This is a genomic window from Planktotalea sp. (genome assembly GCF_039984035.1).
Lineage (GTDB): Bacteria > Pseudomonadota > Alphaproteobacteria > Rhodobacterales > Rhodobacteraceae > Planktotalea.
This window is the reverse complement of record NZ_JBDWVM010000351.1, coordinates 1-14,497: the sequence shown is the minus strand read 5'-3', so window position 1 is coordinate 14,497 and position 14,497 is coordinate 1. Positions and strand designations below refer to the sequence as shown.

16 protein-coding genes are annotated in these 14,497 nt (G+C 54.1%); 5 read left to right on the top strand and 11 right to left on the bottom strand.

Annotated elements, in window-relative coordinates; all coding sequences use genetic code 11:
* Window positions 1-78: 78 nt before the first annotated feature.
* Window positions 79-1,110 carry a nicotinate-nucleotide--dimethylbenzimidazole phosphoribosyltransferase gene (gene cobT, locus ABJQ89_RS15805; RefSeq protein WP_348497126.1) on the bottom strand — a complete coding sequence of 344 codons (1,032 nt, stop codon included), beginning with the start codon at window positions 1,108-1,110 and terminating at the stop codon, window positions 79-81.
* A gap of 10 nt (window positions 1,111-1,120) precedes the next feature.
* Between cobT and cobS the strand changes: the two genes are divergently transcribed.
* Window positions 1,121-1,921, top strand: coding sequence for an adenosylcobinamide-GDP ribazoletransferase (cobS, locus tag ABJQ89_RS15800; protein WP_348497125.1), 801 nt, complete (start codon window positions 1,121-1,123; stop codon window positions 1,919-1,921).
* Between the two features lie 62 nt (window positions 1,922-1,983).
* On the opposite strand, the gene ABJQ89_RS15795 is transcribed toward cobS, so the two are convergent.
* The 5 genes from ABJQ89_RS15795 to ABJQ89_RS15775 form a co-directional block, all read right to left on the bottom strand.
* A complete protein-coding gene (locus tag ABJQ89_RS15795) occupies window positions 1,984-2,502 on the bottom strand; it encodes a CarD family transcriptional regulator (RefSeq protein WP_348497124.1) in 519 nt (172 codons plus the stop codon).
* 291 nt (window positions 2,503-2,793) lie between these two features.
* Complete coding sequence (fdxA, locus tag ABJQ89_RS15790; protein WP_348497123.1) at window positions 2,794-3,132, bottom strand: ferredoxin FdxA; 339 nt, start codon at window positions 3,130-3,132, stop codon at window positions 2,794-2,796.
* A 49-nt stretch (window positions 3,133-3,181) separates the two neighbouring features.
* Window positions 3,182-3,556, bottom strand: coding sequence for an RNA-binding S4 domain-containing protein (locus ABJQ89_RS15785; RefSeq protein ID WP_348497122.1), 375 nt, complete (start codon window positions 3,554-3,556; stop codon window positions 3,182-3,184).
* Complete coding sequence (locus ABJQ89_RS15780) at window positions 3,553-6,294, bottom strand: helicase-related protein (RefSeq protein ID WP_348497121.1); 2,742 nt, start codon at window positions 6,292-6,294, stop codon at window positions 3,553-3,555. Before ABJQ89_RS15780 ends, ABJQ89_RS15785 begins: the two co-directional genes overlap by 4 nt.
* Before the next feature lie 24 nt (window positions 6,295-6,318).
* Window positions 6,319-6,942 (bottom strand): tetratricopeptide repeat protein, encoded by a 624-nt coding sequence (locus ABJQ89_RS15775; protein ID WP_348497120.1) that lies wholly within the window; start codon window positions 6,940-6,942, stop codon window positions 6,319-6,321.
* A gap of 66 nt (window positions 6,943-7,008) precedes the next feature.
* On the opposite strand from ABJQ89_RS15775, the gene ABJQ89_RS15770 reads away from it, so the two are divergent.
* From ABJQ89_RS15770 to ABJQ89_RS15760, 3 genes are all read left to right on the top strand, one after another.
* Window positions 7,009-7,299 (top strand): SCP2 sterol-binding domain-containing protein, encoded by a 291-nt coding sequence (locus ABJQ89_RS15770; RefSeq protein WP_348497119.1) that lies wholly within the window; start codon window positions 7,009-7,011, stop codon window positions 7,297-7,299.
* A 20-nt stretch (window positions 7,300-7,319) separates the two neighbouring features.
* On the top strand, window positions 7,320-8,252 hold the full coding sequence (locus ABJQ89_RS15765) for an alpha/beta hydrolase (RefSeq protein WP_348497118.1): 933 nt from the start codon (window positions 7,320-7,322) through the stop codon (window positions 8,250-8,252).
* Between the two features lie 107 nt (window positions 8,253-8,359).
* Complete coding sequence (locus ABJQ89_RS15760) at window positions 8,360-10,177, top strand: M3 family oligoendopeptidase (RefSeq protein WP_348497117.1); 1,818 nt, start codon at window positions 8,360-8,362, stop codon at window positions 10,175-10,177.
* A 54-nt stretch (window positions 10,178-10,231) separates the two neighbouring features.
* On the opposite strand, the gene ABJQ89_RS15755 is transcribed toward ABJQ89_RS15760, so the two are convergent.
* The 5 genes from ABJQ89_RS15755 to ABJQ89_RS15735 all read right to left on the bottom strand — a co-directional run bounded on the left by ABJQ89_RS15755 (window position 10,232) and on the right by ABJQ89_RS15735 (window position 13,827).
* Entirely contained in the window at window positions 10,232-10,942 is a 711-nt protein-coding gene (locus ABJQ89_RS15755; protein ID WP_348497116.1) for an alpha/beta hydrolase, read from the bottom strand.
* A gap of 63 nt (window positions 10,943-11,005) precedes the next feature.
* Window positions 11,006-11,614 (bottom strand): hypothetical protein, encoded by a 609-nt coding sequence (locus tag ABJQ89_RS15750; protein WP_348497127.1) that lies wholly within the window; start codon window positions 11,612-11,614, stop codon window positions 11,006-11,008.
* A 17-nt stretch (window positions 11,615-11,631) separates the two neighbouring features.
* Window positions 11,632-12,060 carry a VOC family protein gene (locus ABJQ89_RS15745; protein ID WP_348497115.1) on the bottom strand — a complete coding sequence of 143 codons (429 nt, stop codon included), beginning with the start codon at window positions 12,058-12,060 and terminating at the stop codon, window positions 11,632-11,634.
* Window positions 12,061-12,088: 28 nt separating this feature from the next.
* A complete protein-coding gene (locus ABJQ89_RS15740) occupies window positions 12,089-13,078 on the bottom strand; it encodes an alpha/beta fold hydrolase (protein ID WP_348497114.1) in 990 nt (329 codons plus the stop codon).
* Entirely contained in the window at window positions 13,078-13,827 is a 750-nt protein-coding gene (locus ABJQ89_RS15735; RefSeq protein ID WP_348497113.1) for an alpha/beta hydrolase, read from the bottom strand. Before ABJQ89_RS15735 ends, ABJQ89_RS15740 begins: the two co-directional genes overlap by 1 nt.
* Window positions 13,828-14,104: 277 nt before the next feature.
* On the opposite strand from ABJQ89_RS15735, the gene ABJQ89_RS15730 reads away from it, so the two are divergent.
* On the top strand, window positions 14,105-14,497 hold a 393-nt coding region (locus ABJQ89_RS15730), incomplete at its 3' end, for a TGS domain-containing protein (protein WP_348497112.1).

Sequence of the window (14,497 nt, the reverse complement as noted above, 5' to 3'; positions counted from 1 at the left end):
TATTGCACGTGCAAAAGAGTTGGAGCGAGACTTGGAAGCCTCGCTCTTGACGATCTTAGAAAAACGCAAAAGCGACGATTAACCTGCCGCGACTCCCGCTTCGGCAAAGGTAGCCATGCCAGAATGGCACTCAACGGCAGCAACAAGAATGTTGATCGCCAGGGTTGCGCCCGATCCTTCGCCGAGGCGCATATCGAGTGACAACAGTGGTTCTTTCCCGAGTTCGCTCAGCATTTTGCCATGCGCACCTTCTTGGCTCAGGTGGCCCGCGACGACGTGATCAAGCGCGCCGTCTTGCGCGCAGGCGAGGCAGGCCGCTGCGGCTGTGCAGATAAACCCATCAAGGATCACAGGAATGCGCAAGTTGCGCGCACGCGCGATCGCCCCTGCCATCGCAGCAAGCTCGCGCCCACCAAGGCAACGCAACACGTTGAGCGCATCAGCGCCCGCATGCAAAGCGACGCCCTCGGCCACAACACGGGTTTTGATATCGAGACCTGCATCGTCAACACCCGTGCCGCGACCTGTCCAATCAGAGGCAGCACCGCCGAACAAGGCCGTCGCAATGGCCGCGGCAGAGGTGGTGTTGCCAATGCCCATCTCACCAACCACGAGCAATTCCGTGTCCGCGTCAACGGCGTTCCAGCCCGTGAGCAACGCCAAGACGACGTCATCTTCGCTCATCGCCGCTTCTTTGGTGAAATCCTGTGTCGGCGTATCAAGATCCAGCGCGTGAACGGACATTTCTGCCCCAGCAACGCGGCTCAATTGGTTCACCGCAGCGCCGCCATGTTCAAAGTTTGCGACCATCTGAACCGTTACTTCCGCTGGAAAGGCCGAAACGCCCTGCGCAGTGACGCCGTGATTTCCCGCAAAAACGATGACCTGACGTTTGCCGACGCTTGGGCGATCTGTACCGCGCCAACTGCCATACCAAATCGCAATGTCTTCTAGACGACCCAACGCACCTGGGGGTTTTGTCAGTTGGCCATTGCGCGCTTCAGCGGCTTTTTGCGCTTCGGTATCCGCGACGGGCATATCTGCCAATAACGTTTTGAATTCGGTCAAAGTAGAAAATGCGGTCATTTCTGCGACTTTCGTTGTATGCATAAGTGCACCTGTGTTTAACGACACAAACCAAAGCGACAAGACGGGAAAGACCACTTTGAACACCCAAAACGACCTTATTCGCGATCCCGCCCTCGCGCTGTCGCTTTTGACGCGCTTGCCGATCAAAATCGAAGAGACTGAATACGAGCGCGCCGCTCAGGCCGCTTGGGCCTATCCGGTTGTCGGGATCGTCACCGGCACACTTGCTTGCATCAGCGCAGGGGTCGCATTGATGCTTGGCCTTCCGCTCTGGTGCGCTGCGATTTTCGCCATTGCCATCCCTATTGTCGCAACCGGTGCGATGCACGAGGACGGGCTTGCAGATTGCGCTGATGGGTTTTGGGGCGGTTGGGATCCGGCGATGCGTCTTAAAATCATGAAGGACAGCCAGATTGGGACCTATGGCGTTCTTGCATTGCTAATGACCCAAACCTTACGCTTTGGCGCGATCTTGGAAATCTTGCGCATGGACAATTGGATTATCCCGCTGATTGCCGTTCATGTGGCGTCACGGGCTTTGATGCCGTTCTTGATGTCCTCCCTGCCCCATGCCCGAGAAACGGGGCTGTCACATTCGGTCGGTAAAATCTCACGTAAAACTGCGCAACAGGCCGCCTGCATCGGCGTTATCGCTCTACTCATCGGGTTTGCGCTCTATGGGTTGGCCTTGGCAGCTATTGGTGCGCTCGCGACCTATGTCGTCGCGCGCATCGCGAAGGTTAAGGTGGGCGGTCAAACAGGTGATGTGTGCGGCGCATCGCAGCAAGTCACTGAAATTGCGTTGCTTCTGGCCCTATTGGCCAGTTATTAGATACAGAAAGGCCGCGCCTCCTCCCAAAAGCGCGGCCTTTCGTTTTCCCAGACGCGCGCTGCTTATGCAGCAGCCGGCGCGCGGGACATCAGGACATCGGTAATCTGGCGAGCAGCGGCATCTTCGTCGCCGCCCTGCACTGCACCGATTTCGCGGGTCAAGCGTTCCAGAGCAGCTTCATAAAGCTGACGTTCTGAATAGCTTTGCTCGCGCTGATCATCTGTGCGGTGCAAGTCACGGACGACTTCCGCAATCGCAATCAGATCACCAGAGTTGATTTTTTGTTCGTATTCTTGTGCACGACGCGACCACATCGCGCGTTTCACTTTTGCCTTACCTTTAAGCGTTTTCATCGCATGTGCAACTTCATCAGGCGTGCTGAGGGACCGCATGCCAATTTCAATCGCTTTTTGCGTAGGCACACGCAAAGTCATTTTGTCTTTTTCGAATTCGATCACATAAAGCTCAAGCTTAACGTCAGCGATCTCTTGCTCTTCAATCGCAGTGACTTTGCCAACGCCATGTGCAGGGTACACAACGAATTCACTCGTGCGAAAATCAAGGTTTTTGGCCTTACTCATACAGGTGTTCCTAACCGGACTTAGGATCGTCAGACACAACAAAACGCGCGCGCAAGCTTTCGCAAACGCAGCGCGTTACATCTCATTTCAGCTATTTCACAATTGGTTTGAAACGGGTCAATGTCAGGCAATCATTCATTATTTAGAATGCCTCATAGCACAAATTTGCCCCCCTCGCTAGAGGAACAAGCCTAAAGGTTGAAAAAAGGAAACAACCAATAAGCTAAGGGCCAAATGCAAAAAAGGCGCCAATCGGCGCCTTCATCTTCATCCAAAAGTGATTCGACTGAATCAGCCGCCTTCACCTGGTTTTTCAGAAAAGTACTTCTCGAGCTTACCTTCTTCACCATCACGCTCTGCCGCTTCTGGCAATTCGTCTTTCTTGGTGATGATAACAGGCCACATTTCGGAATACTTACGGTTGAACTCAACCCATTTTTCCATGTCAGGCTCTGTATCAGGACGGATCGCATCTGCTGGGCATTCTGGTTCACATACACCGCAATCGATGCATTCATCAGGATGAATCACCAACATGTTTTCACCCTCATAGAAACAATCTACGGGACAAACTTCTACGCAGTCAGTGTATTTGCAGGCGATGCAAGCATCGTTAACGATATAGGTCATGGAACGTGCCTCAGTTGAGATTGTCGGTTAGCTAATCCAACCTGAGCAATCATTCAAGCTCCCCGCGCTTGATTTGCTGACCAATGCGGCGTTCTGCCTTGCTCGGTCGCCCTCCACGTTCTGCGAAAGGCTTGCCCAAATCGCGCGGTTCGTGCGGGCTTAGGTCTGTATATAGGGTCTGCGCCTCTGTTGCAGGGCCTCGGCGCGTGCCGATACCGTCCACTTGGATAACGCGAATTTGATTGGCTTGGGGGAAGGTCAGCACGTCGCCAACTTTAACCGTTGCCGATGCTTTCACCACTTTGTCACTATTTATGCGCAGATGACTTCCGGTGATGAGCTTGGCTGACAGGCTACGGGTCTTAAAGAACCGCGCCTGCCAAAGCCATTTATCCGCGCGCAATTTGCTCGCGGGTTCGCTCACTTTTTCGCAAGACCCATCAATGCAGCTGCAAATGGGTTATCCGGATCGATTTTCTTTTCTGCTTTAGGCGGGCGCGCAGAATAGTTCTTTGCTTTGTTGCCACCGCCTTGCGGTTTGCCGCCACGTGGTTTGCCTTTGCCCTTGGGTGCGCCACCTTGCTTGCGCGGACGGCTGTCACCATGCTTTTGTTGGCGCGCACGGCCCCAAGTAAAGCTATAGAAAACCTCCATCTCGGCAGGCTCGTCTGCTTTTGCTTCAGCGTCTACAGCAGCTGGTTCTTCAACCTTCGCCTCTTCCACAGCGGCTTCAGGTGCGGCAGCCTCATCAACTTTTGCAGCCTCAACAGATGCAGACGCGGCCTTAACCTTAACGCGCTCACCTTTTTCAGCTTTGTAGCCCAGACCCTGCATCAGATCAGCGAATTGCTCCAGTGTCATGCCTGTGATGGACAACATATCAGCCTTGGCTTCAAATCCACCGCGACTGTCTTCTGTGCGCAGCATATCGGCGAGGCGTTCCAACATATCGATGCGAATAGCGCGCGCGCCTGCAGCGCGGTAGCCGGACATCAAATGATAACCTTCGGGCGCGTGCTCATCAGATGGCACTGTCACCAAACCAGGAGGTGGCGATTCTGCGAATTCTTGATGCCCAGCGGCCAATGACCACAGCACAAGACGCAAACGCGTCGGAGCAGGCTTCAAGAGCAACGGCATAAAGATCGTGAACTGACCAAAACGGATACCATGCTTGCGCAGAGCGCCGCGTGCATCCTGATCAAGGGCTTTGACGTCTTCGGCAACGTCAGAGCGTACAATAAGACCCAGACCTTCGATAAGGCGGAAACCAAAACCGCGAGCAATGCCGGACAACGCTTCATCACGTTGTAGGTTCAACAAAGGCTCCATGTGCAGCGCTATTTTGCGGTCAATGAAATGCTGCAAACGGCGCGTCACTTTTTCAGCAACATCTGCGCCCGCTTCGTCATCAACAAAGGCCTGCACCTGTGGTTTCAGCGCTTCCGCGCCTGCAACCAATTTACCGACAGCATATTCGCCCCACATCAGGCCGCCCTGTTCGGTAAAATCAATTTCTGTATCTGGCGCATTATAGAAGCGATCCGCGCGCAAATGAAAATGCGGGGTCAGCGCAGCGACAGAGGCCGCGCGCAGTGTTTTCGCTTCATTTCCACTCGCGGATTTATCCTGCGAGAAACGGAAACCTTCCAAGCGACCCACGAATTCACCTTCGACGGTCACTTCACCTTTATCGTTTACTTCGGCCAAAAGGGCCTCCTTTTGTTTGAGCCGGCGCAAAAGCACGGATGTGCGCCGGTCCACAAATCTTTGCGTCAATCGCTCGTGCAGCGCATCTGACAAGCGATCTTCTACAGCGCGAGTCTGGGAACGCCAATCATTTTCGTCATCTAGCCACCCAGAGCGTTGCGACACATAGGTCCAAGTGCGGATAAACGCTAAGCGTTTCGACAATGTGTCAATGTCACCGTCACTGCGATCAATGCGTTTTATTTGCCGCGCGAGCCAGTCATTCGGGATGCGTCCGCTTTCATGCACGAAGTTGAAAATCGTCTCGAGCAGATGGGCATGCTCTGCGTTGCTGATGCCTCTGAAATCGGGAATGCGGCAAACGTCCCAAAGTAGTTTGACCGATGCGCTATCGGTGGCGCGCGCAGCAACTTCGGCCTGTTCGGCCAAAGCCTTGAGCGCACGCAAATCATCCGCTTCGCGGGACTTGATCAAACGCTGGTCATGGCTGGGCTGTTCGAGGGAAGCAATCAGCGCATCAAGCCGCCCCATTTGCAGCTTGGGATTGCGCCATTGTAGTTTACCCACAGGGTGAAAACGGTGATCTGTAATCGCGCGGGCAAGTTCATCATCGAGCGGCGGCGCTTCCCCCGTCACCCCAAATGTGCCGCTTTTCATACCGCGCCCAGCGCGCCCTGCAATCTGCCCCAGTTCGTTCGCCATGAGCGGTCGCATGCGGTTACCATCGAACTTGACCAGTGATGAAAACGCGATGTGATCGATATCAAGATTGAGCCCCATGCCAATCGCATCGGTCGCCACAAGAAAATCCACATCGCCGTTTTGATACATCTCAACTTGGGCGTTGCGCGTGCGCGGACTAAGTGCGCCCATCACAACCGCAGCGCCGCCCTTTTGACGGCGGATCAATTCGGCAATGGCGTAGACATTTTCGACGGAGAACCCGACGATCGCACTGCGCGGACGCATGCGCGAAATCTTGCTTGCGCCAGCGTATGCCAGCTGGCTCATCCGCTCGCGGGCAATGAATTGTGCTTCGGGAATCAGTGAAGCGATGGGTGTGCGCATCGTATCCGCGCCCATAAACAACGTTTCTTGCGTCCCGCGTGCATGCAACAAACGGTCTGTAAAGACGTGACCGCGTTCAGGATCATCACAGAGCTGGATTTCATCGACAGCAAGGAAATCACATCCCATGCCTTGGGGCATCGCTTCGACAGTACAGACCCAATATTGCGTACGCGGTGGCACAATGCGCTCTTCGCCGGTGACCAGCGCAACGACGGAAGGTCCGCGGATGGCGACGATACGGTCATAGACTTCACGCGCAAGCAGGCGAAGCGGCAAACCAATGACACCCGTACGATGCCCTAACATACGCTCTATCGCATATGTGGTTTTGCCCGTGTTTGTCGGCCCAAGAACCGCGATGATACGTGACTGCGCGGCCATTTTCGTGCCCTTAACCCAATCTTCTTATAGCGCTGGACCGTTCACTTTTTTGTCCAATCGCTCCATCGCTTCGAGTACGTCGCCGTGGTGCGGATGTATAGTGAGAACTTTCTCATAGACCTCATAGGCCCGCTTTGAATCGCCGAGTTGCTCAAATACTGCGCCAAGCCCTTGCAACGCATCAAAATGATTGGGGTTTAGAGCAAGCACATTTGCCAAGTCTTCAACAGCAGGCCCGTAAAGACGTTGCTGGTAATAGGCACTGGCGCGCATGTGCCAGCCTTCTGCAAAATCAGGGGCGTGATCAATGAGAGCCGTCAAATGTTCAACCGCGATCTTTGGTTTCTTCGCTTGCAGCGCATCGCGCCCCCGCTTTAACAGCAAATCCGCAGAAGCAGAACCGGAGCGTGACCAACTTCGTTTGATATCACGGGCAATTTTCTCGGCCTCGCCTGCATTTGCACCGCGCAATTGATCCAGCAAGACGGCTGTGTCGATTTCTGCTTTATTTGGTGCGCTTCCCTCTTGAGCATACAGCGTCGCAGGATAAGGTAAGGAAATCACCACTATCGCTAGGAATGCGGCAGCGGTAAGTTTACGTAACTCTTCCGCAAGGTAAGGTTTGCCAGATAGGATAAACGCTCTCATATAAGGTAGTGTAGCGTATGTTCGGCAATATGCCAGATACGATGAGATAACGAAGCGGAGAGCACGATGAGCGATATTGTAAATGCAGCTGTTGCAGCAATGAACGAAAAACTTGATGGCGCTGACTTTGACGGAAGCGCGAAATTTCAGATTGAAGGCGAAGGCGCAGTGCGCATCGATTCCGACGGTGCAAGCGCATCAGACGATGACGCGGATGTAACGCTGACTGCGGACGCCGAAACATTTCAGGCCATCCTTGATGGCGAATTAAATTCAACGACCGCGTTTATGACAGGCAAATTGGCTGTTGATGGCGACATGGGCATGGCCATGAAGCTGGGCGCCGTCCTAAGCTAAGACTTAAGAACGGACTAAAAATGAGTGACGCACCTTATCACGCAGAAATCTGCGATGGGCCCGCGAGCGGCTATGCTGTTTGGCGAAAAGCATCAGATGGGGTGCGTCTTCGGATCGGGTTGTGGCCGCTAGAGGGTGCCACGAAAACGATCCTTATTTTCACCGGACGCACAGAGTATATTGAGAAATATGCGCATGTCGCTGCGGAGTTCAACAAAGCAGGTTACGCTGTAGCAAGCCTTGATTGGCGCGGTCAGGGCCTATCTGATCGTACGATGGACCACCCCCATCGTGGCCATGTGGGCGATTTTAGCGATTATCAGAAAGACGTAGACGTCTTTCTTGAGGCTGTAGCGAATGAAGGCCTGCCCCCCGCGCACGCACTTGTTGCCCATTCGATGGGCGGCTGCATCGGTCTTCGGACGTTGGTAAACGGCATTCCTGTCAAAGGCGTCATATTCTCTGCCCCGATGTGGGGTATCGAAATGAACCCAGTATTGCGACCGATTGCATGGGCCCTGGCACGTATCGCACGCGCCATCGGTAAAGGCGGCGCATTGGTACCGAGTGTGCAAGAACGCAGCTTCATGCTGAGCGATCCATTTGAAGACAACAAAATCACAACCGATCGCAGCATGTGGGACAAGATGAAGTCTCAGATTTCATCAGTGCCGGGCTTGGAGCTAGGCGGGCCAAGCTATGATTGGGTGCGCATGGCAACCGACGAATGCGCAGCGCTTCAACGCGAAGACACCCCTCAGCTCCCTGCCCTGACGTTTCTGGGAACCAATGAACGCATCGTCGATCCCAAAGCAATCCATTCCAGAATGGCGCGTTGGAGCAATGGCGCGTTGTCAATTATCCAAGATGGTGAGCACGAAGGTTTTATCGAAGTGCCCGACATTCGCGCGCGTTTGGTGTCGGAAAGCATCGCTTTCGTCGACGCTCTCTAAATCACCCCTTAGATCGCAACCTCGTGAGCGGGGAGTTTGTACTTTACGCCTTTTAACTCGGCATTAGGCTGCATAGGTTAATGCGCAAAGAGATATGAGGTTTTTCGATGCTCCAACTCCCCTTTCCCGTGCGCGACGCCAATGCTGGTGGCGGTTCCGATAGTTTCGGCGATTTGCCCGAATGGGATCTAAGTGATCTTTACACCAGTGAAGACGCGCCAGAACTCAAACGTGATCTTGATTGGCTAGAAGAGGCCTGCGCCAGCTTTGCCCGTGATTTCGAGGGCAAGCTCGCTGATCTGGATGCTGCAGGCATGCTTGATTGTGTGCTGCGCAATGAGCGCATCAATGGCGTCGCGGGGCGTATCATGTCCTTTGCGGGTCTGCGCTATTACCAGCTTACAACCGACGCGGACCGCGCGAAATTCATGTCCGACATGCAGGAAAAGATCACCAACTTTACGACCCCATTGGTGTTTTTCACGCTTGAGCTAAACCGCCTCGACGACGACGCACTAGCTGCACATTTCGCATCCAATGCCGATCTTGCACGCTACAAGCCTGTGTTCGAACGAATTCGCGCAATGAAGCCCTATCAACTGAGCGATGAGCTTGAAAAATTCCTACATGATCTCGGCGTTGTTGGTGACGCTTGGGAACGCATGTTCGATGAAACGATTGCCGGTCTCAGCTTCAACGTGAACGGCGAGACGCTGAACATTGAAGGTACGCTGAACCTGCTAACGGAACAGGACCGTTCCAAACGCGAAGCGGCCAGCCGCGAAGTAGCCCGCGTTCTGGGTGAGAACATCAAAACCTTTGCCCGCGTGCACAACACGCAAGCCAAGGAAAAAGAGATCATCGACCGCTGGCGCGGTATGGAAACGGCGCAAACGGGCCGTCATCTCAGCAACCACGTTGAACCTGAAGTGGTTGAGGCGCTGCGCACCGCTGTTGTCAAAGCCTACCCCAAGCTGTCGCACCGCTATTATGAGATGAAACGCGGCTGGCTCGGCCTTGATCGCATGGAAGTGTGGGATCGCAACGCTCCCCTGCCGATGGAAGATACCAAGGTCGTCAGCTGGGCCGATGCGGAAAAGACGGTCATGGACGCCTACAACGCCTTTGATCCGCGCATGGGCGAAATCGCAACACCCTTCTTCAAGGATGGCTGGATTGATGCAGGCGTGAAACCCGGCAAAGCGCCAGGTGCCTTTGCGCACCCAACGGTGACGGATGTGCACCCCTATGTGATGCTCAACTACCTTGGCAAACCGCGTGATGTGATGACCCTCGCGCATGAGCTTGGGCATGGCGTTCACCAAGTTTTGGCCGCTGGCCAAGGCGAAATGCTGTCTTCCACGCCGCTGACCTTAGCGGAAACCGCCAGTGTCTTTGGCGAAATGCTCACCTTCCAAAAAATGCTGGAAAAGGCTGAAACGCAGGCGGAGCGTAAAATTCTGCTCGCCGGTAAAGTCGAAGACATGATCAACACGGTCGTACGCCAAATCGCGTTTTATGACTTTGAGTGCAAACTCCATGAGGCGCGTCGCGGTGGTGAACTAACACCAGAAGACATCAATGCCCTTTGGATGAGCGTGCAGGCCGAAAGCCTCGGCGATGCTTTCGACTTCATGGAAGGTTATGAAACCTTCTGGGCCTACATCCCGCACTTTGTGCATTCACCGTTCTACGTCTACGCTTACGCCTTTGGTGACGGCCTCGTAAACGCGCTCTATGCTGTGTACCGCGAGGGCGGCGAAGGATTTGAAGAAAAGTACTTCGATATGCTCAAAGCGGGCGGTTCCAAGCATCACAAAGAACTGCTTGCGCCATTCGGCCTTGATGCGTCCGACCCGACATTCTGGGACAAAGGCCTGTCGATGATTTCCGATTTGATCGATGAATTGGAAGCGATGGAGTAACGTCCAAACGTTTCACTCCAATCATGCCGCGTCTGATCCCTCAGGCGCGGTTTTCTATTGCAGAACGAAAGGTTGCGCGAGCCAGCTATAAAGCGCCTCAGTTGTTGCGCCCGGGTTTTCGATAGTCGGCAAATGCCCCGCGTTCGAAATCACTTTCAGTTCCGCATATGGGATCAATTCCGCCATAAACGCGTGCCGCTTCACTGGGCAAAGCGCATCGTATTCCCCGCACATCACCAGTGCCGGCACTTTGCATCTTCGCAATGTGGATTGCTGATCGCGTTGTCGTTGAAGCGCGCGCGTTTGGCGCACGAACACCTCAGGCCCCATTGTTTCAGCCATATCCATCACTAGCCCCATGACTTCACTGCGTTGCGGAGTTGGCGCAAAATAACTTGGCTTCATCACCTCGCGCATCGCATCCCCTAGACGACCCGCGCGTGCACTTATGATCTGCACTTCCCGCGCGGCTGCGTCTTGCGGTGTTTCCGGCAAGGGGTTGGTATCAATCAAAGCAATCCTTGTGACGCGCTCTGGGCTGCGGCGCAGGATTTCCATCGCGACCAATCCCCCCATACCTAGGCCAGCCAGCGCGAATTTTGCAGGTAAAGCCCCTAGGATATCCGAGGCCATCTCTTCAATCCGTTCACCTTGCGAGATTGGCGCATACATCACGGCCCGATCAGCGGAAAATTCAGCAATTTGCGGTCCGAACAATCGCGCATCGCACATCATTTCTGGCAAAAAGACGACCGGCTCTTTCATCCAACAACTCTCACTTTCAGCGTTGACGTAAAGTGATCAGATCGTCGCGAAGGTGCAAGTTGTTTAACGCACGCGCTGCCCTCTGAAGGGCGGAAAATCAGCATAGCGCTTTTTGCGCAGCACCAGCGGCTCTTCTGGTTCGGCGTTCGCCTTTACCAAAGTTCCTTTTGGCGCAATGTAGCTATCGATCCGACGCGGCGTTGTTGGCCGCCAAGACAGATTAAACGCGCAAAGTTTGGGGAAGAACCACGCCTCCGCAAAGGGGAGATGATCGTGGAGCCAATAGGCCAAGTCACGCCAATCGCGCCCCTTCTCATAGTGGTCTGCGAACCAAGGGATAACAATCGAAGCGCCTGCAATTTCGACGTCGGGCAAATCCCAGATATGACATTCCAAAGGATAGTCATTGCGCGCGCAATTCAAACGGTTCTCGTTGCCAAAACGATTCAGCGTTGAAGAACGATAGCCCGATCGCACCGCGACGCGCCCGAATGTTTCTTCCAATGGGTCAAGTAACTCTGTGCAAAGCGCCGTGCCCCGCTCAATCGCAAGATCAGGAATGTCAGGAATATTTTGCAGCTGATGCATATTGCCAATTTCCGAATACAGAAATTCGCGCATATAGAAGTACTTCGACAGCCGCACCCGCCCAAGGGTCTCAAGTGACCACATTGAAGCGGGTCGGCGCATCAGCCGTGACCGTTCCAGCGAAAGGCGCCGTCTTCGCGCAGCGGAGAAAACGGATTGTGAGCAACTTCCCAAATGTGACCGTCAGGGTCAGCGAAATACCCGTGATGGCCACCCCAAAACACATCTGTTGCGGGCTTTAATAGACGCGCACCGGCTGTTTCGGCAGCGGCAAGCACATCGCCCACCTCAGATTTCTCACGGCAATTGTACCCGAGGGTGGATCGTCCTGCCGCAAGCTCTGCAACATCCAAGCCGATATCTTCTGCCAGCTTCTCCAAAGGATAAAGGCCCAACGTCTGCCCAATCAGATCATAAGCGATCACGCCATCTTGCGTATCGACGCGGCTCCAGCCCAGCGCATCATAAAAAGCGGTTAAACGATCCACATCGCGCACCCCCAAAGTGATCAAACTGATCCGTTGTTCCATTTCATGCCCCTCTTTGAGTGTGCCGCGTTTATTGCCCAAGCACGCTGTTGGCCCAATCCAGCATCGCATCTGCTGCAACATTGTTTTGTCCCGGTGATAGGATGTCGCCTGCAATCACATGGTGATAGGGGTCATCGCTCTCGCCCATGTTCAGAACTTTCAGAGTACTCGGGCCACCCCATTCCTCAGCGACTTCTCGGTTTTTGCTAGGACTCACAACCTTGTCTTGATCCGAGATCACAAACAATGCTGGGACCTTGGCTTGCCCCAAATCCAAACCTTCCACCGCTTTGACCAGTGCTGCCATCGGCATCAAGGATACGGTCGGATAGCTATTGGTCCAATAGGCCTCATGCCCCTCGTTCAGTGTCTCAAAGCTTCGCTCTGCACCCGCAACGATTGGCCCCCACCAGCGCACGGCTGGCCATGTCAGAATAACGGCGGCGGGCGAATTGATCGCGAAATTGGGGGACACAAAAATCGAGCCTGCCACATTTTCCATCGCATCTTCGCGCATTGCAGCAGCTGCAACCAGCGTGCCGCCTGTGGACGTTGAGACAACAATCACCTTTTCCCCAACAGCGCGCCCAACGGCGAGGGCCTCTAGCGTGTCGACCATCCAATCCCCTGCAGTGACCTCAGCCATTGCTTGACCCGTCCGCCCGTGTCCACGAAGGCGCGTAAACACAAGATTGGCGCCCAGCGCGGACGCGAGCATGTCTGGTACGGGGCGAATTTCTTCCGACGTCGCAGAGTAGCCGTGGATATAAACAACGGAGACGGGTGTTTTCGTTTCTGGCGCGCCCGCCCATACGACACGCTTCTCAGTGCCCTGTACAATATCATCAAACGCAGCTTCGCTTTTGTCGAAATGCGCCTGAACCCCACCTTCAAGCACTGAGGCATCAAAGGACACCTCAAGGTCCACCTTTTCACGCGGCCCAAACACAAACATCGCAACGATTGCGACTACGATCAGCAGCGCAAAGCGCCCAATCCACTTCAAAGCTGCACGCATTATTCTGTCTCCCCTGCGATAAGAACGTCTTCAACGGATTGCTCAATCAATGCGAGGCAGGCGTTGTCTGAAAAACGATGATCCGCGCCATCCACAAGCGTCAATCGGATATCCGATCCGCTCGCATGTTTCAGCAACCGCAGCGCGACGGACATATCTACGTCCTCATCGGCAGTTCCTTGTAAAAACCGCGTCGGGAACGGGAGCTCCAAAGGCTCTCTTAAGACCAATTGATCGCGCCCATCTTCGATCATCCGTTTGGTGATCACGTAAGGTTCCCCATATTCAGATGGGAGCGCAACACTGCCTTTGCTCTCCATCTCTGTTTTTTGGGCGTCGCTAAACCCAGCCCACATGGAATCTTCTGTAAAGTCGGGCGCAGCCGCAATCGTCACGAGGCCCATGATCCGATCTGGCATGCGTTTTGCCGCCAGCAGCGATTGCCATCCGCCCATCGACGAACCTACCAACAAAAGCGGCCCTTCTGTAACGGCCTCCAAAATCGCAGCTGTATCTTCGGCCCAATCACCGATGCAACCATCGGTGAATTCACCAGAACTGTCGCCATGCCCTGAGTAATCAAAGCGCAAGAAGGCGCGCCCCTTTGCGATTGCCCAGTCTTCAAGATGAATAGCCTTGGTGCCCTGCATGTCCGATTTCAGGCCACCGAGGAAAACGACCGTTGGGCCTGTTCCTTCGGTCTTTTCATAAGCGATCTGCCGCCCCTGCGCCGTTTGCAAAACAGACATATTACGCTCCTTTTATACCTTTTGCCGGATCATGCGGTCTGTAACCTCTGCTCGCAAGTCCATCCTTGCGTAATCCTTCACTCAGTCGCTTTTATCGCAGAGGTTTCAAAGAAGCATCGATGGTTCGCGACAACAGTCTCAATTTTTCTTTTCGGTTCAGTCAGCTCAGCTAAATCACTGCCTTGACGCAGACTCTGCGCCTCGTCATATACGCGCCAGAACAACATAACCCGCAACCGGGCGCTTCGTAGGCGCCAAACTGACGAGGAGCCCCAAGATGGCCCAAATCTCCCTGACATTCCCCGATGGTAACGCGCGTCAATATGATGCTGGCATCACTGCGCTTGAAGTTGCAGCTGACATTTCCAGCTCACTTCGCAAGAAAGCAATTTCTGCGACGGTAAACGGCGCCCACTGGGACCTGCAATGGCCAATCGAGACTGACAGTTCCATCGCGATCAACACCATGAAAGATCAAGAACCAGCGCTTGAGTTGGTGCGTCATGATCTTGCGCACATCATGGCCCGCGCTGTCCAAGACATTTGGCCAGATGTCAAAGTCACCATCGGCCCAGTCATTAAAGACGGTTGGTACTATGACTTTGATCGCAAAGAGCCGTTCACACCCGAAGACCTCGGCGTGATCGAAAAGAAGATGAAAGAGATCATC

What these genes read in the sequence shown, in the direction of transcription:
- ABJQ89_RS15795 (WP_348497124.1), bottom strand. Translation starts at nt 2,502, where the DNA reads ATGAGTAAGGCCAAAAACCTTGATTTTCGCACGAGTGAATTCGTTGTG.
- ABJQ89_RS15735 (WP_348497113.1), bottom strand. Translation starts at nt 13,827, where the DNA reads ATGTCTGTTTTGCAAACGGCGCAGGGGCGGCAGATCGCTTATGAAAAG.
- ABJQ89_RS15740 (WP_348497114.1), bottom strand. Translation starts at nt 13,078, where the DNA reads ATGCGTGCAGCTTTGAAGTGGATTGGGCGCTTTGCGCTGCTGATCGTA.
- ABJQ89_RS15750 (WP_348497127.1), bottom strand. Translation starts at nt 11,614, where the DNA reads ATGTGGTCACTTGAGACCCTTGGGCGGGTGCGGCTGTCGAAGTACTTC.
- ABJQ89_RS15765 (WP_348497118.1), top strand. Translation starts at nt 7,320, where the DNA reads ATGAGTGACGCACCTTATCACGCAGAAATCTGCGATGGGCCCGCGAGC.
- ABJQ89_RS15775 (WP_348497120.1), bottom strand. Translation starts at nt 6,942, where the DNA reads ATGAGAGCGTTTATCCTATCTGGCAAACCTTACCTTGCGGAAGAGTTA.
- ABJQ89_RS15770 (WP_348497119.1), top strand. Translation starts at nt 7,009, where the DNA reads ATGAGCGATATTGTAAATGCAGCTGTTGCAGCAATGAACGAAAAACTT.
- ABJQ89_RS15780 (WP_348497121.1), bottom strand. Translation starts at nt 6,294, where the DNA reads ATGGCCGCGCAGTCACGTATCATCGCGGTTCTTGGGCCGACAAACACG.
- ABJQ89_RS15755 (WP_348497116.1), bottom strand. Translation starts at nt 10,942, where the DNA reads ATGAAAGAGCCGGTCGTCTTTTTGCCAGAAATGATGTGCGATGCGCGA.
- fdxA (WP_348497123.1), bottom strand. Translation starts at nt 3,132, where the DNA reads ATGACCTATATCGTTAACGATGCTTGCATCGCCTGCAAATACACTGAC.
- cobT (WP_348497126.1), bottom strand. Translation starts at nt 1,110, where the DNA reads ATGCATACAACGAAAGTCGCAGAAATGACCGCATTTTCTACTTTGACC.
- ABJQ89_RS15760 (WP_348497117.1), top strand. Translation starts at nt 8,360, where the DNA reads ATGCTCCAACTCCCCTTTCCCGTGCGCGACGCCAATGCTGGTGGCGGT.
- ABJQ89_RS15745 (WP_348497115.1), bottom strand. Translation starts at nt 12,060, where the DNA reads ATGGAACAACGGATCAGTTTGATCACTTTGGGGGTGCGCGATGTGGAT.